General features: G+C 64.1%; 20 protein-coding genes. 2 read left to right on the top strand and 18 right to left on the bottom strand.

Annotation, left to right across the window (positions count from 1 at the left end):
• Positions 1-52: 52 nt before the first annotated feature.
• The 9 genes from ftsA to ftsW all read right to left on the bottom strand — a co-directional run bounded on the left by ftsA (position 53) and on the right by ftsW (position 8,900).
• A complete protein-coding gene (ftsA, locus tag VXL81_RS18000) occupies positions 53-1,387 on the bottom strand; it encodes a cell division protein FtsA (protein ID WP_014874087.1) in 1,335 nt (444 codons plus the stop codon).
• A gap of 1 nt (position 1,388) precedes the next feature.
• Positions 1,389-2,282: a cell division protein FtsQ/DivIB gene (locus VXL81_RS17995; RefSeq protein WP_416536763.1), complete on the bottom strand. Its 894-nt coding sequence runs from the start codon at positions 2,280-2,282 to the stop codon at positions 1,389-1,391.
• A complete protein-coding gene (locus VXL81_RS17990) occupies positions 2,270-3,190 on the bottom strand; it encodes a D-alanine--D-alanine ligase (RefSeq protein WP_340545047.1) in 921 nt (306 codons plus the stop codon). Before VXL81_RS17990 ends, VXL81_RS17995 begins: the two co-directional genes overlap by 13 nt.
• A 286-nt stretch (positions 3,191-3,476) precedes the next feature.
• A complete protein-coding gene (gene murB / locus VXL81_RS17985) occupies positions 3,477-4,400 on the bottom strand; it encodes a UDP-N-acetylmuramate dehydrogenase (RefSeq protein ID WP_416555491.1) in 924 nt (307 codons plus the stop codon).
• Positions 4,401-4,593: 193 nt separating this feature from the next.
• Positions 4,594-4,845 carry a DUF2484 family protein gene (locus tag VXL81_RS17980; RefSeq protein ID WP_340545045.1) on the bottom strand — a complete coding sequence of 84 codons (252 nt, stop codon included), beginning with the start codon at positions 4,843-4,845 and terminating at the stop codon, positions 4,594-4,596.
• Entirely contained in the window at positions 4,842-5,096 is a 255-nt protein-coding gene (locus tag VXL81_RS17975) for a DUF2484 family protein (protein WP_340545044.1), read from the bottom strand. Before VXL81_RS17975 ends, VXL81_RS17980 begins: the two co-directional genes overlap by 4 nt.
• 58 nt (positions 5,097-5,154) lie before the next feature.
• A complete protein-coding gene (murC, locus tag VXL81_RS17970; RefSeq protein ID WP_340545043.1) occupies positions 5,155-6,552 on the bottom strand; it encodes a UDP-N-acetylmuramate--L-alanine ligase in 1,398 nt (465 codons plus the stop codon).
• A complete protein-coding gene (locus VXL81_RS17965) occupies positions 6,549-7,646 on the bottom strand; it encodes a UDP-N-acetylglucosamine--N-acetylmuramyl-(pentapeptide) pyrophosphoryl-undecaprenol N-acetylglucosamine transferase (RefSeq protein ID WP_416555489.1) in 1,098 nt (365 codons plus the stop codon). The genes murC and VXL81_RS17965 overlap by 4 nt, the downstream gene beginning before the upstream one ends.
• An 84-nt stretch (positions 7,647-7,730) precedes the next feature.
• On the bottom strand, positions 7,731-8,900 hold the full coding sequence (ftsW, locus tag VXL81_RS17960) for a putative lipid II flippase FtsW (RefSeq protein WP_340546293.1): 1,170 nt from the start codon (positions 8,898-8,900) through the stop codon (positions 7,731-7,733).
• 132 nt (positions 8,901-9,032) lie between these two features.
• On the opposite strand from ftsW, the gene VXL81_RS17955 reads away from it, so the two are divergent.
• Complete coding sequence (locus tag VXL81_RS17955; RefSeq protein WP_340545041.1) at positions 9,033-10,214, top strand: NAD(P)/FAD-dependent oxidoreductase; 1,182 nt, start codon at positions 9,033-9,035, stop codon at positions 10,212-10,214.
• Between the two features lie 56 nt (positions 10,215-10,270).
• Here the strand turns inward: VXL81_RS17955 and VXL81_RS17950 are convergent, their stop codons facing one another.
• A complete protein-coding gene (locus tag VXL81_RS17950) occupies positions 10,271-10,612 on the bottom strand; it encodes a thiamine-binding protein (RefSeq protein WP_416555487.1) in 342 nt (113 codons plus the stop codon).
• Complete coding sequence (gene murD, locus VXL81_RS17945; RefSeq protein ID WP_416555485.1) at positions 10,612-12,042, bottom strand: UDP-N-acetylmuramoyl-L-alanine--D-glutamate ligase; 1,431 nt, start codon at positions 12,040-12,042, stop codon at positions 10,612-10,614. The genes VXL81_RS17950 and murD overlap by 1 nt, the downstream gene beginning before the upstream one ends.
• Before the next feature lie 129 nt (positions 12,043-12,171).
• On the opposite strand from murD, the gene VXL81_RS17940 reads away from it, so the two are divergent.
• On the top strand, positions 12,172-13,086 hold the full coding sequence (locus VXL81_RS17940; RefSeq protein ID WP_416555483.1) for a glutaminase: 915 nt from the start codon (positions 12,172-12,174) through the stop codon (positions 13,084-13,086).
• 331 nt (positions 13,087-13,417) lie between these two features.
• Here VXL81_RS17940 and mraY read toward each other — a convergent pair whose 3' ends face one another.
• From mraY to mraZ, 7 genes are read right to left on the bottom strand one after another with little or no spacing between them, the layout of a single operon-like run.
• Positions 13,418-14,500, bottom strand: coding sequence for a phospho-N-acetylmuramoyl-pentapeptide-transferase (mraY, locus tag VXL81_RS17935; protein WP_061048820.1), 1,083 nt, complete (start codon positions 14,498-14,500; stop codon positions 13,418-13,420).
• Positions 14,501-14,527: 27 nt separating this feature from the next.
• A complete protein-coding gene (locus VXL81_RS17930; protein WP_416555481.1) occupies positions 14,528-15,940 on the bottom strand; it encodes a UDP-N-acetylmuramoyl-tripeptide--D-alanyl-D-alanine ligase in 1,413 nt (470 codons plus the stop codon).
• The gene (locus tag VXL81_RS17925; RefSeq protein ID WP_416536754.1) at positions 15,937-17,421 is read right to left on the bottom strand and encodes a UDP-N-acetylmuramoyl-L-alanyl-D-glutamate--2,6-diaminopimelate ligase; all 1,485 of its coding nucleotides are present in this window, start codon (positions 17,419-17,421) and stop codon (positions 15,937-15,939) included. Before VXL81_RS17925 ends, VXL81_RS17930 begins: the two co-directional genes overlap by 4 nt.
• 15 nt (positions 17,422-17,436) lie before the next feature.
• A complete protein-coding gene (locus tag VXL81_RS17920) occupies positions 17,437-19,224 on the bottom strand; it encodes a peptidoglycan D,D-transpeptidase FtsI family protein (RefSeq protein ID WP_416555479.1) in 1,788 nt (595 codons plus the stop codon).
• Positions 19,221-19,595: a cell division protein FtsL gene (gene ftsL, locus VXL81_RS17915; RefSeq protein ID WP_014874069.1), complete on the bottom strand. Its 375-nt coding sequence runs from the start codon at positions 19,593-19,595 to the stop codon at positions 19,221-19,223. Before ftsL ends, VXL81_RS17920 begins: the two co-directional genes overlap by 4 nt.
• Positions 19,595-20,599 carry a 16S rRNA (cytosine(1402)-N(4))-methyltransferase RsmH gene (gene rsmH, locus VXL81_RS17910; protein WP_416540442.1) on the bottom strand — a complete coding sequence of 335 codons (1,005 nt, stop codon included), beginning with the start codon at positions 20,597-20,599 and terminating at the stop codon, positions 19,595-19,597. The genes ftsL and rsmH overlap by 1 nt, the downstream gene beginning before the upstream one ends.
• 3 nt (positions 20,600-20,602) lie before the next feature.
• Entirely contained in the window at positions 20,603-21,106 is a 504-nt protein-coding gene (gene mraZ / locus VXL81_RS17905; RefSeq protein WP_340545033.1) for a division/cell wall cluster transcriptional repressor MraZ, read from the bottom strand.
• Positions 21,107-21,535 lie beyond the last annotated feature (429 nt).

Raw genomic sequence — 21,535 nt, 5'->3', positions numbered from 1 at the left:
CGGCACTGCGAAGGCGCGGAGCGGGCCTGTCCCCCCTACTCCGACAGAGGCCTCACCAGTTGTCGCGGAACCATTTTACCGCCCGTTTCAGCGTGCCGCTGGCGTTACGGTCCACCGGCATCTCAAAATCCCACCACTCATCCTGCGGATGGGCGGCAAACAGGCTGAGACCAACGGCGGAGGCAAAGCCGGGACCGGTTGCCGACTGCGGCAGGCCGTGAACCCGCAAAGGCCGGCCGAGGCGCACCTGCTGCCCCAGAACGCGACTGGCCAGCCCGTCCAACCCCATGATCTGGCTGGAGCCGCCGGTCAGCACGATCTGCTGGCTTGGCAGGCTGTCAAACCCTGCCGCATCCAGACGGGCGCGCACCTCTTCAAGGATCTCTTCGACGCGCGGCCGCATGATCCCGATCAGTTCAGCCCGGCTGACAGTGCGGCGGTCATGTTCCCAGTCGCCGGTATCGGCGTGGATATCAATCATCTCGCGGTCATCGGCGCCGGTGGCATGGACGCCACCGTGAAAGGTCTTGATCCGCTCGGCGTTGGCCGTTGGCACCCCCAGCCCCATAGAAATATCGCTGGTGATGTGATCACCGCCCATACGCACCGCATCGGCATAGATCATATGTTTCTTCATAAAGACCGAAATCGAGGTCGAGCCGCCGCCCATGTCGATACAAGCCGCCCCCAGCTCCTGCTCATCCTCAACCAGTGCCGCAAACCCGGACGCATAGGCCGAGGACGCGATGCCCGCCAGCTCCAGATCACAGCGCTGGATGCAGCGCACCAGATTCTGCACGGTCAGCGCATCAACCGTCAGCATGTGCATATCCGCTGCAAGGGTCTGCCCCATCTGCCCGCGCGGGTCATTCAGACCCGACCGGTTGTCCAGCGCAAAGTTCACCGGCTGGGCATGCAGCACCTCGCGTCCAGCGCCATATTCCGGCACCTCGCAGGCCGCCAGCACGCGGGCGATTTCATTCTCGGTCACCACCTGACCTTCCAGATCCACCTGCGCATCCAGCCCGTAGGATCGCGGATTGGCCCCGGAAAAACAGGCGATCACGTGATCCACCCGCACCTCGGCCATCTTCTGCGCGGCCTGAACCGCCGTGCGGATCGCGCGTTCGGTTTCCTGCATGGCGGTGATCTCGCCGAACTGCACCCCGCGAGAGCGCGTGGTGGCCGCGCCGATCACCCGGAACCCTGACTGCCCCGCCAGGGACCCAATGGAATTATCCTCGCTCAGCCGCCCGGTGCCGTCGAAACGCAGCACCAGACAGGCAATCTTGGAACTGCCCACATCCAGAATGGCCACAACACCGCGCTGCATCGCCTGACGTCGCATCTGCCGCATGGCTCTTTGGGATTGGTAGAGATCGGTCATATCATAGCCCGCCTGCGTTCAACTGTCGGATCCGCCACCAGTCCTCGACGGCGTTTTCGGTCATTCTTACGGTTGGACGCGCCGCCAGGCGCATATCCACCACCGCCACATCACGCTCCAGAAGGTCGCGCACTTCGCTGACGGCAATCACCCGCTCCAATGCGGGCACCGGATTTTCGGCCGGCAGCATGATCCGCTGGCCACGGTCCAGCACCAGATCCCAGCGCCGTTCGCCAATCCGCACCAGCCCACGCATCCGCGGTCCCAGCGGCTTGGACACCGCAAACAGCCGCAGCGCCTCCTCAATGGCGTCGTCGGCATTGCGCCCGGCCACCAGCGGCAGATCCGGGTGCATATTGCGCGCGCCCAGCTCAGCCACATGCACGCCATTGGCATCCAGCAGCGCCAGACCTTCGCGGCTGCGCCAGACAACTGCGGGTTTGCGCTCTTCCACCGTGACCTGAAGCACCCCACCCGGGCGGATCCGCACATCCGCCGTCCGCACCGGATCCAGACCGGTGATTTCATCGCGGATCTGGGCCAGATCCAGATCGAAGGAGCTGATGGGAAAATCAATCGGCACCACTTCGCGAATATCTTCGGCCACGCTGCGCCCCGCCCCGTCGATGGCCATCACATTGACCATGAATTCGGGGCGCTCCTCGATCGAGGCCCGCAGATCGCTGATCATCACCTGCAACCGGTCGCGTCGCGCCTCATCCGCCATGAACACGGTGCCGGCCACAAAGACCAGACAGAAGGGAATGCCAAAACGCACACCAAAGCGAATGCCCGGGGTCAGCATCCAGCGCTGGATGCGATAGGTCAGACGGGAGGGGGCAGGATCGGAACGCCCCTCGCGGGGTTTGCGAAACCGCGTGATCAGCGAGGGCATGTCGCATCCTCAACCAGCCAGGCGCAGAGCTGCCCGAATGTCATACCCACATGTTCCGCCTGCTCCGGCGTCAGCGACGTCGGCGTCATCCCGGGCTGGGTATTTGTCTCCAGCAGGATCAGCCCCTCGGCGCCGCGCGTTTCGTCCCAGCGAAAATCGGTGCGGCTGATGCCCCGGCACCCCAGCGCCTCATGGGCCTTCACTGCATATTCGAGACAGAGCGCAAAGATCTCCTCCGGGAGATCCGCAGGCAGCACATGACGCGAGCCACCGGGTTTGTACTTGGCGTCATAGTCATACCAGCCGTCGGTCAGGATATCGGTCACCGTCAGTGGTCTGTCGCCCAGTACGGTGGTGGTCAGCTCGCGGCCGGGGGCAAAGCTCTCGACCATCACCTGATCGGGCATGTCCTGCGACAGCTGCGGCGGACCGTTGGCGACTTCATTCACCAGATAGACCCCCACGCTGGAGCCTTCGTTATTCGGCTTCACCACATAGGGCGGCGCCATCACATGGCCGGCCATCACCTCGGTCTTGGAATAGATGCCGCTCTCGACAACCGGCAGACCTGCGGCGCGATAGATGGATTTGGCCCGCTGCTTGTCCATCGCCAGGGCAGAGGCCAGCACGCCGGAGTGGGTATAGGGGATGCCGAGCCATTCCAGCAGCCCCTGCACGCAGCCATCCTCGCCCCAGCGGCCATGCAGGGCGTTGAACACCACGTCAGGACGATCCGCCTGCAAACGCGCCGCGAGATCCGGACCCGCGTCCAGTTCTGTAACCTGATATCCCTCGTCCCGCAGCGCGGTGGCGCATTCGCGCCCTGTGGACAAAGACACCTCGCGTTCAGCCGAGGGGCCACCCATCAATACCGCCACTTTCGGGAGTGTCCTGCTCGACTTACTCACGACAAGCGCCTCAAATGTTCCGGGGCTTCTCGCCCCTTGTTATGCGGTCGTAAATTGACCCCAATTCGCGCAGGCCAAGGCCTGCTTTTTCGTCTTGCGAGGTCTATTCCCCGCACCGGACGGACCACTGTGGTTCGCTGTCACCACATTAACGTCATAAACGTTACCGGCCCGTTAACAGTGCCTTTACCAAGATCGCGCTTTTCCAGTTCGCCAGCTGCTGCGATTCCCACAGGAGCGACCTGCTGATCAGAGATAACCCTCTGAAAAACATGGCCTTTATCGGCTATTTGGAAAGCGGATCCCCCACCCGCATGATTTCCCACTCTAGCGTTATGCCAGAATTGGCGTAAACCTCTTTTCTGACATCTTCGCCCAATCCCTCAAGATCTGCGGCAGATGCGCCACCTGTGTTAATCAAGAAATTGGAATGCTTCTCGCTCATCTGCGCACCGCCGCGCCGGGCGCCGCGCATTCCGGCATCATCAATCACTTTCCAGGCCTTCAGATCATGGACATCATCGGCCTGACCGGTCGATGAAAACCCCGCCGGATTGCGAAAGGTCGACCCGGCTGACCGGTCCTTCGTCGGCTGGGTGGCATCGCGTTTGGCCAGCTGCTCTTCCATGCGCGCATGCAGGGCTTCGGGATCGCCCATCGGGCCGCGCAACACCGCCGAAACCAGCACCGCCCCCTCCGGCAGGTCGCTCTGGCGGTAGGCGAACTTCAGGTCCTCACCGCTCAGCCTCACCACTTCACCGCTGCGCAGCACCACCGTTGCCGACTGAAAGACATCTGCGACATAGCTGCCATAGCAACCGGCATTCATTCGCACCGCGCCACCGATCGAACCGGGGATGGTGCGCAGAAATGTCAGATCCACCCCCGCATCCGCGGCCTTGCGGGCCACATGGGCATCCAGCGCAGCAGCGCCAGCGGTCACCGTGTCGCCCTCGACCTCAATCGTGTTGAACCCGCGCCCCAGCCGGATCACCAGCGCCCGCAACCCGCCATCGCGCACGATCAGGTTTGAGCCGACTCCCATCGGGAACACCGGCACCGATGGATCCAGAGACCGCAGAACATGCGCCAGATCCTCCACATCGGCAGGCTGAAACAGATAGTCCGCCGGTCCGCCAACCCGCAGCCAGGTCAACCCTGCCAGATCGCGATTCGGATGAAGCTTGCCGCGCAGCCCGTCGATGTTCATATGCTCTGCCCCTGCCTGTCTTGGCGTCCACCCCGGCCAAGCCAGCCGACGCAGCACCCAGCGGGCAAACGACGACGAGACTCAGCAGCCCGGACCGGCCCTGCGTGTACTCTGGTTTTGCCCATGCACACAATGGCCCAGCCCGTAGCCCGGCGCAAAGGGCAGAGCGCTCATTCGTGGAAATCGGCGGGGTTCAGCTGCGGCTCAGGCGGTTGCGCAGCCAGCGGCCCAGATAGATCACCGGCCAGCGCAGCATCGACATGCCCGCAAACAGCGCCGCCAGCCCCCACCAGGGACCGTTTTCATAGGTGACATAGCCCAGCAGCGGGATGCCAAAGGCAATCAGGAGATAGGCGCGCGACCAGTGATTGTCCCGGCTCGGCAGCATCGCCAGCACATTGGCGGCCACCACCCAGAGACAGGCCAGGATCAGCGACTGCGTCATTCGCCAACCTCCGGCCCGGAGGCTCGGCGCAGGCGCGACAGCACATGCAGCAGCGGACGGCGGAACATCGACACCAGCGCAAAACAGCCAAAGGCAGCGGCAAACCAGCCGTGGTCTCGCCCCAGGAAATAGATCAGCACCGGCGCCACAGCGACCAGCGCAATCCCCGGCCCTCGCTGCCAGCGAACCGGCAGGGCGGCCACGCCGGTGGCAATGAACACCCACAGGACAGAGGCCAGCAGGCTCAGCATGGCGCTGCCTCAACCGCCGGGACGCTCGCCCGCGGATAGGAGATCACGCCAGCCACCCTCAGCCCCGCAACCGCTCGGGCAGACCATTGGCCCAGGCGCTGATGGTACCCGCCCCAAGGCAGACGACCATATCGCCGGGTCGGGCCTGTTCACGCACCAGCCGCTCCAGATCGGGTTCATCCAGCAGCGCGCGGGCATGGCGATGGCCATGACGGATCAGACCGGCCACCAGATCGTCGCGCCCGGCGCCCTCGATCGGGTCTTCGCCCGCGGCAAAGACCTCGGCGATGGCGACCACATCGGCCTCGTTGAAACAGGCGCAGAAATCCTCGAACAGGCTGGACAGGCGCGAATAACGGTGCGGCTGATGCACCGCGATCACCCGGCCCTCGCAGGCCTGCCGGGCCGCTTTCAGCACGGCAGTGATCTCGACGGGGTGGTGGCCGTAGTCGTCAATAATGGTGACACCGTCCACTTCGCCCACTTTGGTGAAGCGGCGGTTGACGCCGCCAAAGGCCGCCAGAGCCTCGCGGATCTCGCTGCTTTTCATGCCCAGATGGCGCGCCACGGCCACTGCCGACAGCGCGTTGGAGACATTGTGATCCCCCGGCATCGGCAGAGTGCAGCCTTCGATTACGCGATCCTCGGCCTGAAGATGAATATCAAAATGCGCCACGCCCGCCTTGTAGGTCAGGTTGACTGCCCGCACATCTGCCTGCGCGTTGAACCCATAGGTCACGACCCGGCGGTCGGTGATCCGGCCAACCAGCGCCTGCACCTCGGGATGGTCGGTGCAGCAGACCGCGACGCCGTAGAAGGGAATATTGGAGACAAAGTCGTAAAACCCGTCGCGCAGCGTGTCGAAATCACCCCAATGCTCCATATGCTCAGGGTCGATATTGGTGACGATCGCAATGGTTGCGGGCAGGCGGTTGAAGGTGCCGTCGCTTTCGTCGGCCTCAACCACCATCCACTCGCCCTGGCCCATCCGCGCGTTCGACCCATAGGCGTGAATGATGCCGCCATTGACAATGGTCGGGTCGAAATGACCGGCCACCATCAGCTCCGCCATCATGGTGGTGGTCGTTGTCTTGCCATGGGTGCCTGCGATGGCGATGTTGGATTTGAGCCGCATCAGCTCGGCCAGCATTTCGGCCCGGCGGACCACCGGCAGGCCACGCAGGCGCGCCTCGTCCAGCTCTGGATTGCCCGGTTTGATCGCCGAGGAAATGACCACAACCGCCGCGTCTTCCAGGTTTTCCGCCGCCTGCCCGACAAAGATCCGCGCGCCCAGCTCTTCCAGCCGGTTGGTGATCTTTGACGCCTTCAGATCCGAGCCCTGCACCACATAGCCAAGGTTCAGCAGCACTTCGGCGATGCCGGACATGCCGATGCCGCCGATGCCAACAAAATGGATCGGGCCCACATCACCGGGGAGTTTGGTCGCAGGGTTCATGTCATTCCTTCCTCGGACAGCTGTTCAACAAGCCCCACCAGCCGCTCGGTCGCATCGGGAATACCCACTTGCAAGGCGGCCCGTGCCATCTGACTGGCACCATCGGGATTGCTGAGAACCGCGCTCATTTGCTCTGTCAGCGCCGAAACGTCAAGAGCGCTTTCCGGGATCAGGATCGCCGCCCCGGCATCGACCAGCCCACGGGCATTGGCGCTCTGGTGATCGCCAGCCGCCGCGGCAAAGGGGATCAGGATCGACGGGCGGCCGATCACCGAGATATCCGCAACCGACGACGCACCGGAGCGCGAGATCACCAGCTGCGCCTCCGACATGCGGGCGGGCACATCGGTGAAAAACGGCTGCACATCCGCCGCGATCCCCTGTTCGGCGTAGAATTGCGCAACCCGTGCACCATCTTCATCGCGCGCCTGATGCGAGACCCGCAACCGGCTGCGCAGCGCCTCTGGCAGTGCGGCAATCGCTGCGGGCACCACATCCGACAGAATCCGCGCGCCCTGGCTGCCGCCCATCACCAGCACCGACATCGGATAGTCACCCGGCGGAATATAACCGGCCCCTGCCCGCTCCAGCACCGCGGCGCGCACCGGGTTACCGACATGGACGCCATCAACCCCCTCCGGCAGCGCCGTGGGCCAGACGCCACAGGCCACCCCGGCCACACGGGGAGCAAACAGCTGATTGACCCGGCCCAGCACGCCGTTCTGTTCATGGATCATACGCGGCAGCTTCAGCAGGGTCGCAGCCCCCAGTGCCGGGATCGACGGATAGCCGCCAAAGCCGACCACCACGTCAGGCCGGTCCCGCCGCATCTGCATCACCATCCTTGTGACACCTGCGGCGATCTTCGGCGCGACCATCGCCTTGGCCAGCAGCCCGCCGCGGGCAAAGGTGGCCGAGGGCACCTCGGCAATCTCGGTGGTATGCGGATAGCCGCCGGTGTACCGCGCGCCCCGCGCGTCCGTTGACAGTTTCACCCGCCAGCCGCGTCTCAGCATCGCCTCGGCCAGGGCCTGCGCGGGGAACATATGCCCCCCGGTGCCACCCGCCGCCATCAAGAGCAATTTCTGCGCCATCGTATTTTCGGTCTTTCTGTCTCTGCTCACTCACCCCCCCGACCGCGCAGGGCAGACCGAGGGGTGCGCTTCAATCGGGCAGGCTCAGCCGCGCCCGTGTCCGCGCAGGAAATCTGCAATCTCGCCCTGCGGGCGCGACCGCGAAAACGCCAGCAACATCCCCACCGCGATCCCGCCGGCAATCAGCGAGGAGCCACCGTAGCTCACAAACGGCAGAGTCATGCCCTTGGCCGGCAAGAGCCGCACCGCAACGCCCATGTTGATCATCGCCTGCACGCCAAAGGTACAGACAAGACCGGTTCCGGCAAGCCGAATAAACGTGTCGCGCTCCCGCATCAGCCGGAACAGCGTGCGGGCCACCACCGCCGAATAAAGCAGGATCAGGATCACCACCAGCACCAGCCCGTATTCCTCGGCCGCCACTGCGATGATGAAATCGGTATGGGCATCCGGCAGCGACCATTTCACCTCGCCCTCGCCAACGCCGACACCGAACAACCCACCTTCGCGGATGGCATTGGTGGCATAGCCCATCTGGGTGGTCGGGTCGATTTCAGGGTTCAGGAAGCCATCGATGCGGCGGGCAAAATGCTCGGAGCTGGAATAGGCCACAACCCCGCCCATCACGACCACCGCCGCCATGATCACCAACAGCAGCATCGGCGCACCGGCCACGAAATACATCACGCCCCAGCCGAACAGAACCAGACAGGCCTGACCAAAGTCAGGCTGCATCACCAGCATCAGCACCACCGTCAGGCACAGGCCAAAGGACATCAGCGTGCCCGGCGGGCCGTTGATCTGCTGGCTCGCGGCGATCATCCAGGCCGCCACCACGATGAATCCGGGCTTCAGGAACTCCGACGGCTGCAACGAGGCAAAGCCGAGGCTGTACCAGCGCGTCGCGCCCTTGCCGAAATCGGTGCCAAACACCGGCAGCAGCGCCAGCGCGACAAAGGCGCAGACAAACCCGATCACCGCCAGTCGCCGCACCAGCGTTGGCGACATCATCGAGGTGATCAGCATCGCCACCAGCCCGGTGATACCAAAAATCGCCTGCCGCTCGACATAGTGGAAATTGTCAAACCCGTTGCGTTCGGCCAGCGGCACCGAAGCGGCCAACCCCAAGAGCAGCCCGATGACAAACAACATCAGGACGCAGGACATCGTCCATTTGTCCAGCGTCCGCCACCATTTGGGTAGAATCGGCTCGCCCGCCTGTACGGGGAGCGCGCCATAGACCATTTCAGTCATGGAAGTACCGCCACTATCTGCCTCGTCATCCGTCCCGTTTTCGGGATCGTTAGGCAAACAGTAACCGGAAACTTTGCCTCAGGCCACCCTCTTCCTCTTGCCTTTGGCAGTTATCCGCGCCTATGGCCGGGCATGGCATATGAAACCCTGATCCTTGGCGCCGGCGCGGCCGGCATGATGTGTGCAACCCGCTCCGGCGCAGGCACGCTGGTGATTGATCACGCCAAGGCGCCGGGCGAGAAAATCCGCATTTCCGGTGGCGGGCGCTGCAATTTCACCAATATGTACGCCAGCCCCGAAAACTACCTGTCGCAGAACCCGCATTTCTGCAAATCCGCCATGGCGCGCTACACCCAGTGGGATTTCATCGAGCTGGTGGACCGCCACGGCATCGCCTGGCATGAAAAGACACTGGGCCAGCTGTTCTGTGATGGCTCGGCCAAACAGATCGTCGCCATGCTGGTGCAGGAGATGCAGGCCGCCGGGGCCGAGCTTTGGTTGCAGACCTCCGTCACCTCGGTAAGCCGCAGCCCGGATGGGTTTCGCGTCGCGGTGGAGCGAGAGGGCAAGCCGCAGGTGCTGACCGCGCGCAATCTGGTGATTGCCACGGGCGGCAAGTCGATCCCGAAGATGGGCGCGACCGGTCTGGCCTATGATCTGGCGCGCCAGTTTGAGCTGCCGCTGACCGAAACCCGCCCGGCACTGGTACCGTTCACCTTCTCCGAAGACCGCTTCAAACCTCTTGCGGGCGTCGCCCTGCCCGCACGGCTTTCCAATGATCGCACCAGTTTTGACGAGGCGCTGTTGTTCACCCATCGCGGCCTCTCCGGCCCCTCGGTGCTGCAACTGTCGTCCTACTGGCGCGAGGGGGAGCAGATCCGCGTCAACCTGATCCCGGAAACGCCGCTGTTTGATCACCTGCGCCGCCAGCGTCAGGAAACCGGGCGCAAGGATCTGACCACCGAACTGGCCCGTCACCTGCCCGGACGGCTGGTGGAGTTCCTGGCCCCTGAATTCGCCCTGAAGGGGCGGCTCGCCGACCAGTCCGACGCCGCCTTGCGCGATCTCTGCGACCAACTGGAAAACTGGACGCTCACCCCTTCGGGCAGCGAAGGCTATCGCACCGCCGAGGTGACGCTGGGCGGTATCGACACCGATGCGCTGTCGTCAAAGAGCATGGAGGCCAAGACGGTTCCAGGGCTTTATGCGATTGGCGAAGCGGTTGATGTGACCGGATGGCTGGGCGGCTATAACTTCCAATGGGCCTGGGCCTCCGGTGTCGCGGCCGGAACCGCAATCGCCGCCAAGGGCTGAGCCTCGGGAGTCTCCGCTCGGGCCAGCAAGAAACGCCGCCCCGTTCACCCCTCGCGTCACTCCTCGATAAACACCTTATTGGCCGGCGTGACGCCGCGCGTATAGGTGCAGAAGGTGTCATGCGCATCAGGCGTGGTGGTATGGATCTTGATATTGGTGATCACCTCCACCGCCCCGGCATCAAGACAGGCCTGTTCGGCCTGTTTCACGATCCCCAGCAGCTGATCCAGCTCACCACGCATCGTGGTCTCCATCGCCCCCACCTGAAACGGCAGACCTGAGGCCTTCACCACATCAATCGCGCGGTCCACAACCTCGAAGTTATTGCCCTCACGCAGCCGGGGAATGACCTGAAAGGCCAGCATCACCGTGTTCTGCGGCGCTGTCGTCTCGACCATCAGATTGTCTCCCCATCGGGTTGCACCGGGGCCTCCCCCTGTCGCTTCTGCACCTCGGCGATGAAATCCTCTCCGCGCTGCTCGAAGTTGTCATATTGGTCGAAACTCGCTGCCGCCGGGGCCAGCAGGACGGTATCACCCGCCTCCGCCTCAGCGGCGGCCCGGGCCACCGCCTGCGCCATGGTGATGCAGACCTCGGCCTCCACATCCAGCTGCATGGCAAAGCCTGCCGCCTCGCGACCGATCACATAGGCCTTGCGCACTTTGCCGGTCTGGCCGCGCAGAGCGTCCAGGCCGCCCTCTTTCTCCAGCCCGCCACAGATCCAGCGGATATTGTCAAACGCGCTCAGCGCCTTGGCCGCGCTGTCAAGGTTGGTGGCCTTGCTGTCATTCACATACCGCACCCCCTGATGGGTCGCGATGGTCTGGCTGCGATGCGGCAGACCCGGATAGCTGGCCAGCGCCTCCTCGATCAGGCGCGGGGCCAGCCCAAGTGCCCGCGCTGCCGCATAGGCCGCACAGGCATTCTGATGGTTATGCGCGCCCGGCAGCCCCTGCATCTGACGTAGATCAATCGAGGCCGCCTGCCGCCCCTTGCGGTATTCGCTCAGGAACCCCTTGCGGGCAAAGACCTGCCAGCCCGGTCCGGTCAGTTTCTGGCTGGCAGAAATGCGGATCACCCGGTCATCGCTGGCCGCCTCCGACAGCTGACCGGCGAGATACAGCCCCTCATCCTCATCGACGCCAATGATCGCACGATCCGGGCCGCCTTCGGCAAACAGCCGGCGTTTGGCCGCGAAATAGCCGCCCATGCCCGCGTGCCGGTCCAGATGATCGGGGCTGAGGTTGGTGAACACCGCCACGTCCGGCGTCAGCGCCCGCGCCAGATCGGTCTGATAGCTCGACAGCTCCAGCACCACCACGCCCCCGGAGCCCGGCGGATCAATATCCAGCACACCGCGGCCGATATTGCCCGCCAGCTGGCTTTCGCGACCGGCCTCCTGAAGAATATGGTGGAGCAGCGCCACCGTGGTGGATTTGCCGTTGGAGCCAGTAACCGCCACGATGCGCGGCGCCTGATCGTATTGCTCCCAGCCCTGGGTCGCGATGGACCGGAAGAACAACCCGATATCATTGTCCACCGGCACCCCCGCCACCAGCGCTGCGCGGATCACCGGGTTGGGTTTGGGGTAGAGATGCGGAATACCCGGCGAGACGATCAGCGATGCAACATCGTCAAAGGCGCCGGATTTCAGCAGATCCCGGCAGGTGAACCCCTCGACCTCGGCCCGGGCCCGCGCGCCGGGGTTGTCATCCCAGCAGACCGGCTCTGCCCCGCCTGCACGCAAGGCCCGCGCGGTGGCAAGGCCAGACCGTCCAAGCCCCAGCACCGCTACAGTTGCGCCTTCGAATCCGGTCACAGGGATCATCGCCTGCCCTCCCATTTGATCTTTGCTCGAATCGCTACCCGATCAGGGGAACCAACACCAGTCCCGTTGCGTTTGCCAGTCCGCCGACACCCGGCTAGTGTCGGCCAAAAATTGGGAGGCCCCACAGCCATGGACGCGCGATTGCAGCAGATCCTCGATGTCATCAACCGCGATCTTCGCGACGATCCCGACCGGGGCGAGGTGGCCAGCTACATTCCCGAACTGGGGCAAGTCGATCCCCACCAGTTTGCCATCTCCGTGGCCACCGCCGACGGCCAGATCTACAGCGCCGGGGATGCCGCCACGCGGTTCTCGGCCCAGAGCATCACCAAGCTTTTTACGCTGGCGATTGCGCTCGGGCGCTCCGGCGATCAGCTCTGGCAGCGGGTTGGTCGCGAACCCTCCGGCACCGCCTTCAACTCCATCGTGCAGCTGGAACATGAACGCGGCCGGCCGCGCAATCCATTTGTGAATGCAGGCGCCATTGTCACCACGGATGAGGTGCTGGCGGGCCGCGAACCGCGCGATGCGCTGGCCGAATTCCTGGGCTTTATCCGCGCCGCCGCCGAGGATGACGATATCCACATCAATGGCGCGGTTGCCCGCTCCGAAACCGCCCATGGGCACCGCAATTTCGCCCATGCCCATTTCCTTGCCTCCTGCGGTAATCTCAAGAATGACCCGGACAAGGTGCTCGGCACCTATTTCCACCATTGCGCCACCGAGCTGACCACCACCCAGCTGGCCCGTGCCGGCCGTTTCCTGATCGGCGCCGGTGTCGGCCCGCGGCTGGTCTCGCTGGACCGGGTGCGGCGGCTCAATGCGCTGATGCTGACCTGCGGGCATTACGATGGCTCGGGCGAGTTCGCCTATCGCGTCGGCCTGCCCGCCAAAAGCGGGGTTGGCGGTGGTATTCTGGCCAGCGTACCGGGCAAGGCCAGCATCGCCGTCTGGTCGCCGGGGTTAGACCGCAACGGCAATTCGAAACTGGGCACCGAAGCGATGGAGCGGCTGGCGCGGGAGATGGACTGGTCGGTGTTCTGAGCCGCCGTTGCCAGCCCGGCGCACGCAGGGCTTACCATCCGTTCAGGCGGCAGCGTTATGCTCACATCCGTTGCAACACCAAGATCAGGAGAACGTCCCCGCCCAACTGACCCTTTCAAGGTCAAGACTCCGGGCGTATGGGGATCCGCACAGGCCGACAGACGGAGATGACCCCTGGCAAAGGTCATCCACCCTCCGCCCCTCCGGCGGCGCCGCCTTCTTCTTACGCAAAACCGCCCAAGGCATTTTCAGCCCCGAGCGGTTTCAGATATCAGACCAGATCGGCACACCGCCCCGCAGGATGACCTGCGCGGCGGCGATCCGGCGTGGCTCAGCGCACTTTCAGCGTGGCCAGACCGATCATCGCGAGGATCAGCGAGATGATCCAGAAGCGGATCACGATGGTCGGCTCCGCCCAGCCCTTTTTCTCATAGTGGTGATGGATCGGCGCCATCAGGAAGACCCGTTTGCCGGTGCGCTTGAAATAGAGCACCTGAATGATCACCGACAGTGCCTCCACCACGAACAGCCCGCCGACAATCGCCAGCACCAGCTCGTGTTTGGTGACCACCGCGATGGCGCCCAAGGCGCCGCCAAGGGCGAGCGAGCCGGTATCGCCCATGAACACCGCCGCTGGCGGCGCATTGTACCAAAGGAAGCCCAGACCGCCGCCAAACAGCGCCGCGGCAAAGATCAGGATTTCCCCGGTGCCGGGCACGTAATGCACATCCAGATATTCGGTAAAGTCCACACGCCCCACCGCATAGGCAATCACCCCAAGGGTCGAGGTCGCGATCATCACCGGCATAATCGCCAGCCCGTCAAGCCCATCGGTCAGGTTCACCGCATTGGCCGCGCCGACGATCACGCAGATCGAAAACGGCACGTAGAACAGACCAAGGTTGATCAGCGTATCCTTGAACACCGGCAGCGCCAGCTGGTTCTGCAACTCCACCGGATGATAGGCCGAGGCCCAGAGGGCGGCGATCACCGCAATGGTGATCCCAAGCGCCAGCCGCAGCTTGCCCGGTACGCCTGCGGTGTTCTGCTTGGAGACCTTGGCATAATCATCGGCAAAACCGATCAGCGCAAAGGACAGCGTCACAAACAGCACCAGCCAGACAAAGGGATTGTCCCAGCGCGCCCAGAGCAGCGTCGCCGTCACCAGCGCGCCGACGATGAGCAGCCCGCCCATGGTGGGCGTGCCGGCCTTTGCCAGATGCCCTTCGGGGCCGTCATCACGGATCGGCTGACCCTTGCCCTGCTTCTTGCGCAGCACATTGATCAGCGGTGGCCCAAACAGAAACCCAAACAGAAGCGCCGTCAGAAACGCCCCGCCCGCGCGGAAGGTGATGTAGCGGAAGAGGTTGAAAAGATCGCCCCCATCCGACAGCGCGGTTAACCAATAGAGCATGTCAGCCGGTCCTCAGTTCGTCAAAGTTCAGAAAGTGGCCTCGCCATGGCCCAATTCGCGGATGCCGTCAACAACCTTGGCCAGCGCCATGCTGAGCGACCCCTTGGCCAGAACCACATCCCCCGCCGCGATCTGACCCGCCAGATCTGCCTGTACATCACCGCTGCTGGCATAGTGACCACCGCGTTTGTCCGCAGGCAACGCCGCATGAAGTGCCCCCATCAGCGGGCCGATGCAATGCACCACATCGAGATCCGCCATCGCGGGCAGATCGGCAAGGGCCGCGTGCAGATCGGCCTCCTGCGGTCCCAGCTCCTTCATATCGCCCAGATAGGCAATCCGCCGTCCCGCGCAGGGGGTCGCGGCCAGAACCGCCAGCGCCGCCGCGACCGAGGTCGGATTGGCGTTGTAACTGTCATCCAGCAGCAGGATCTCGCCCTGCCCCGCGCCAAGCGTCACGGTTTCACGCGCCCCGCGCCCGGTGACCGGCGACCAGAGCGACAGGCTTTGCACGGCCTTGGCCAGATCCAGACCCAGCGCCGCCAGACAGGCCAGCGCGCCAAGCGCGTTCATCGCAAAATGGGCGCCAAGCGACTGGATATTCAGGCGATATCGCTGCCCATCCGGCAGCGTGACCTCGGCCTCTGTCTCATCCCCGCGTGAGGCGGTTCCGGTCAGGCGATAGCCCGGCACGATCGGCCCCTGACCGGTGCCAAACCACTGCGCAGGGCGCGCTGCCTCCTCGGCAACGGAGTGCAGGATCGGAGCCTCGGCAATATCGGCGTTCAGCACCGCAACACCGCCCGGCTCCAGCCCGTCGATGATGGCGGCTTTCTCGGCGGCGATGCCCTCGATCCCGTCAAAGGCCTCCAGATGCACCGGCGCCACGGTGGTGACCATCGCCACATGCGGACGCGCCTGTTTGGCAAGCGGGCTGATTTCACCGGGGTGATTCATGCCGATCTCGATGACGGCAAATTCGGTGTCCCGCGGCATCCGCGCCAGCGTCAGCGGCACGCCCCAATGGTTGTTATAGCTGGCAACAGCCGCATGGGTGCGCCCCTGATCGGACAGCATCCGCGCCAGCATTTCCTTGGTCGAGGTCTTGCCGACCGATCCGGTGACCGCGATCACCCGTGCATCCGTGCGCGCACGACCTGCCCGGCCCAGAGCCTCCAGCCCGGCCTGCACGTCATTCACCAGCAACAGCGGCGCATCGTCACCGACGCCCTCGGGCCTGCGCGAGACCAGCGCCGCACCAGCGCCTTTCTCCAGCGCCTGCGCCACGAAGTCATGGCCATCGCGCGCCGCCTTCAGCGCCACAAAGAGATCGCCCGCCGCAATGCTGCGGGTGTCGATGGAGATGCCATTCACGCTCCAGTCGCCAATCGCCTGACCACCGGTGGCCGCTGCCGCCTCCTCAGCTGTCCAAAGGCTCATACCAACCTCCCGTCCAGAGCCGCGACCGCCATGCTGGCCTGCTCCACATCATCAAAGGGCAAAACATCACTGCCAACGATCTGGCCGGTCTCATGGCCCTTGCCACAGATCAGCAGCGCGTCACCCGGTCCCAGCGCATCAACGCCGCGCAGGATCGCCTCAGCCCGGTCGCCAACTTCCATCGCATCCGGCGCGCCGCCCTTGACGGCGGCGCGGATCACGGCCGGGTCCTCGCTGCGGGGGTTGTCATCGGTCACGATCACCAGATCGGCATTGTCCTGCGCCGCCTGCCCCATCAGCGGGCGTTTGGCGGCATCGCGATCACCACCGGCACCAACAATGGCGACCAGCCGACCCAGCACATGCGGGCGCAGTGCCTTGATCGCGGTGGCCACGGCATCAGGCGTATGGGCGTAATCCACAAAAACCGTCGCGCCATTTTCGCGCGTGGCCGCCAGCTGCATCCGGCCGCGCACGGTCTGCAAATGCGGCAGCGTCGCAAAGACCGCATCCGGGTCCTCGCCGCTTGCAATCACCAGACCGCAGGCCAAAAGGATATTCTCCGCCTGAAAGCCGCCAATAAGGTTGAGCCGCGCCTGATAGGGCCGGTCGTGCCAGGTAAAGCGCATGTCCTGCCCCGAGGCGTCATAACGCGCACCGACAAGGCTCAGATCACCGAGACCGCGCCCGACCGATATCACCTCATGCCCGCGCGCAGCGGCGACCGCCCGCATCTCGGCGCCGCGCGGGTCGTCCATGTTGATGACGGCCACGCCATCATCGGGCAGCACCCGGCGGAACAGGCCCGCCTTGGCGGCGAAATATGCCTCAAACGTCTCGTGGTAATCGAGGTGGTCCTGGGTGAAATTGGTGAACCCCGCCGCCGCCAGATGCACACCATCCAGACGCCGCTGATCCAGCCCGTGCGAGGAGGCCTCCATTGCGGCATGGGTAACCCCCGCCGCCGCCGCTTTTGCCAGCGCGTCATGCAGGGTAACCGGCTCCGGGGTGGTGTGGTTGAGCGGATGGCTCCAGGCGCCCTCAACCCCCGTGGTGCCGAGGTTCACCGCCTTATGGCCCAGCTCCACCCAGATCTGGCGCACAAAGCTCGCCACCGAGGTTTTGCCATTGGTGCCGGTCACTGCCACCATGGTTTCGGGCTGTGCGCCGAACCACAGCGCCGAGGCATAGGCCAGCGCCTGACGCGGGTCTTCGACCACCACCAGCGCCACGGTCGACTCGCGCAGCAGCTCCGCCGCAATCGACGCGCCTGCCGCATCGGTGAGAATCGCAGCCGCCCCATTGCCGAGAGCGGCGGGCACAAATTTGGCGCCATGCACCTGACTGCCCGGAAGGGCTGCAAACAGCCCCCCTTCGACCACCTTGCGGCTGTCCACGGCAATGCCATGGATCGTCGGATCGACACCGCCGCGAGCGGTCAGCCCCAGCTGGCTAAGAGGACGGTTTTCAATGGTGCCCATAGCAACCCCACCTGATCAGTTTGAGGTGAGGGTTATAGCAGCCATCTCATCCGGTTCAACTTGCGGTCTGAGGCCAAGCAGCGGCGCGATCCGACCGATCATTTCGCCAGCGACGGGCACAGCGGTCCAGCCTGCGGTGCGGCGCTCCTCGCCATGGGCGATGACCGAGGGTTCATCCAGCGTCACCACCAGCACATATTTCGGATCATGGGCCGGGAACATCGCGGCGAAGGTGGCGATGACCTTGCTTTCGTAATAGCCGCCGCGTGGTTTGGGTTTATCGGCGGTGCCGGTCTTGCCGCCCACCTGATAACCCGGAACCTCGCCAAAGGAAGCGGTGCCGCTGGTCACCACCTTGCGCAGCATGGCGCGGGCCTGACGGGCCGCCTCAGCCGACATCACCCGGTGGCCCAGCTGCGGCCCCTTCTGGCGCAGGATGGTGGGGCTGACATATTGGCCGCCATTGGCGATGGCCGCATAACCGGCCGCCAGATGCATCGGGCTGGTGGACAGCCCGTGCCCATAGGAAATCGTCACCGTGCTCAGCTCGCCCCATTTGCTGGGTTTGAGCGGCTTACCGCCTGCGGCCTCGGCGATTTCGATCGGCGTCGGATCAAACATCCCCATGGCGCGCAGGAAATCCTGCTGCCGCTGGGCACCGATCTGCAGCGCAAGGCGCCCGGTGCCCCGGTTGGAGCTGTTGACGATGATATCGGCGACACTCAGCTTGCCGTAGTTCTTGTTGTGGAACTCGCCAATCGGAAAGCGCCCGATCCGCATTGGACCGGAGGTGTCGATAATGGTCTCGGAATTCACCAGCCCCAGATCAACGGCCTGAGCTGCGGTGAAAATCTTGAAGGTCGAGCCCAGTTCATAGACCCCCTGCACCGCGCGGTTGAACAACGGGCTGTCGGAGGGATCGAAACCTGAGGTCGGCGGACGTGGGCGGTCATTGGGATCGAAATCCGGCAGCGACACCACCGAAATCACCTCGCCGGTGTGAACATCCATCAGGATCGAGGTGGCGCCTTTGGCGTTCATCAGCTTCATGCCGCCGAAAAGCACCCGCTCGGATGCCGCCTGCACCGTCAGATCCAGCGAGAGCTGCAAGGGCCGCCCGCCGTTGGCCGGGTCGCGCAGATAGTCGTCGAACTGTTTTTCGACCCCGGCAACACCGATCACCTCGGCAGCGCTGACGCCTTCCTTGCCGAAACCGGCGCCGCCCAGCACATGGGCCGCCAGGCTGCCATTGGGGTAAAGACGCATTTCGCGCGGACCAAACAGCAGCCCCGGATCGCCGATGTCATGGACGGCCTGTTTCTGTTCGGGGCTGATTTTTTTCTTGATCCAGATGAACTTACGCTTGCCGGAAAAATCCTTCAGCAGGCGTTCCAGCTCCAGATCGGGGAAAATCTCCGCCAGACGCCGCGCCGCCCCGTCCGGGTCGACCATCTGCGGTGGCTGGGCATAGAGCGAATGGGTCTCGAAGTTGGTTGCCAGAATGCGGCCCTTGCGGTCGACGATATCGGCGCGCTGCATGGCAATGGCGCTGCCCGGCGCGCTGGCGACCGGTTCGACCGGCTCCGAGGTGGCCAGCGTTGCCATACGGGCGCCAATCGCGGTGAAAGCGCAGAGGAAGAACATGCCCAGAACCAGCAGCCGCCCCTCGGCGCGCTGGCGGGCATGGGCCTGCATCTCGGCGTGGCGCTGGCGCAGGTTTTCGCGTTCGATGGCATCCGGGTTCTCGCCCCGCGCGCGCGCGGTCAGGATCCGCGCCAGCGGGCGTAGCGGCGTGCGGATCATGGCTGTGTCCCCGTTGCGGTCTGCCCATTGGCCCCAAGCGAGGAAACCTCAACCCCATTGGTGAAATCCAGCAGCTCATCCTCCTGCGGCGGATAGGCGACCTCATCCACGCGGCCAAACTGTTCCGGGCGCAGCGGCAGCAGGCTGAGGCGATCAAAATTGAGTTCCGCCAGTTCGCGCAGCCGGTCGGGACGGTTGAGATAGGCCCATTCGGCGCGCAGCACGCTGAGCCGGACCTGCGATGCGCCGATCTGGCGTTGCAGGCTGCGGGTTTCCTTCAGCACCTGCTGGGTGGTGTAATTCTCGCGGTAGGCCCAGAAAGCCAGCCCAAAGACGGCGAGACAGGTGGCGATATAAAGCAGGGTCTTCATCAGCGTTTCTCTCTTGCCTGCGCCTGTTTCAGCTGCGGCATGCCAATATCCTTGGCGCTGATCGCAATCGGCGCGGCCCCGGTGCGGCGACCGACGCGCAGCCGGGCGGAGCGGGAGCGCGGGTTGTCCGCCAGCTCCTGATCGTCCGGCCCGACGGCCTTGCGGGTGACCAGCGTGAATTGCGACGGCGTTTCCTCGACCTCGGGGGCGTAGCGGTTGGCGCGACCGGTTTTGCCCGCGCGATGCTGGAAGAAGCGTTTGACCATGCGATCTTCGATGGAATGGAAGGTCACAACCGCCAGCAGGCCGCCGGGTTTCAGCGCGCGTTCGGCGGCCAGCAGCCCCTCGAACAGCTCTTCATATTCGGCGTTCACCGCGATGCGCAGCCCCTGAAAACTGCGGGTTGCCGGATGTGACTGGCCGGGTTTGGAGCGCGGCAGGCAGCTCTCGATGATTCCGGCGAGCTGGAGTGTCGTGGTGATCGGCGCCTCGGTGCGGGCCTTCACGATGGCGCGGGCAATACGGCGGCTGGCGCGTTCCTCGCCAAAGAGGAACAGGATATCGGCCAGCGCCGCCTCGTCCAGTTCCGCGACCAGATCGGCGGCAGAGGGGCCATCCTGCGACATCCGCATATCCAGCGGCCCGTCGCGCATGAAGGAAAAGCCGCGTTCGGCCAGATCCAGCTGCATGGAGGAGACGCCAAGATCGAGGACGACGCCGTCGAGATCCTGCGCATATTCATCCATGCGGGAGAACACCCCCTGTTGCAGGGTCAGGCGGCCGGCATAGTCGCCGATCCAGCTTTCAGCCATTTCAAAGGCCAGCGGATCGCGATCAACGCCGATCACGTGATCGGCCCCCGCCTCCAGCAGGCCCCGGCTGTAGCCCCCGGCCCCGAAGGTGCCATCGAGCCAGCGCCCGGAAACCGGCGCCACGGCTTTCAGCAGCGGACGCAGAAGGACCGGTACGTGAGGACCGGTTGAGGTTGGGCGGTCCGTTGTCATGGATCAAGCGCCTCCGGCGCCATCGAGGAATTCCGCCGGGTCAAAGTCCTCGGGCAGATCGTCCAGCCACTCCTCGGATTTTGCCAGTTCTTCCTCTTCATAGGTTTCAGGCTTCCAGATCTGGAAGGTGTCGCCGGCGGCGATGAAGAACGCCTCGGCCTCCAGATTGATCTTGTTGCGCAGCTTGGCGGGCAGCACCAGCCGCCCGGTTTCATCAACAGTGGTCGGGAAGGACTGACCGTGGAACATGCGCTGCAACATCTTGCGCGGCATCGAGCCGCGCGGCAAGGCGTCGATTTTGGCGTCGACTTCCTCGATCGCCTCCATCGTGTAGCATTCCAGGAAATTGCGGCGGTGGTCACCATAGACGATGACCAGTTCGGGGTTGCTGCCGGATTGCCAGTTGGGGTCACCCGCTTCCAGAACACGGCGAAAGGAGGCCGGAATCGAGACCCGCCCCTTTGTATCCACCTTGTGGTGGCTTTCACCTCTGAACCTACGGCCCAATCTATCGTCCCTTTTTTCAGCGTCCCTCGTGCCGAAGCTATCCCCAGAAGCAAAAGGGGCGGGCTGATCTGCTGCCACTGATCAACCCGCCTCCTTGTCCCGACTTGCGGGGTGTCCGACTGCGCGCGCCACCTGGGGGGATGTCTGCTCGCTCGCGCGCCGGATCTCTCTATTTTCGATGAAAGCGAAGGCCTGTATGAAACCTGCTTCTTAGTAGTCTTGGTTGGGGTCGTTTGGTGCCCCTGCTCTTCGTCTCATTCGATGAACTAGGGATACTATGGGAATACGTGGGCGACAACTGTTTTTTATGGACCACATCTGCACATCTAGATAACGACGAGCCGATTCTACGGGAAAGAATCGCAGATACGTCCAGTGGTAGATTAAGTTACCATAAAGGCCACTATATGTAGGGTCACATCTGGCTTG

The organism is Phaeobacter sp. JH204B, from assembly GCF_048055755.1.
GTDB lineage: Bacteria > Pseudomonadota > Alphaproteobacteria > Rhodobacterales > Rhodobacteraceae > Phaeobacter > Phaeobacter bryozoorum.
This window is presented reverse-complemented; position numbering and strand designations above follow the sequence as displayed.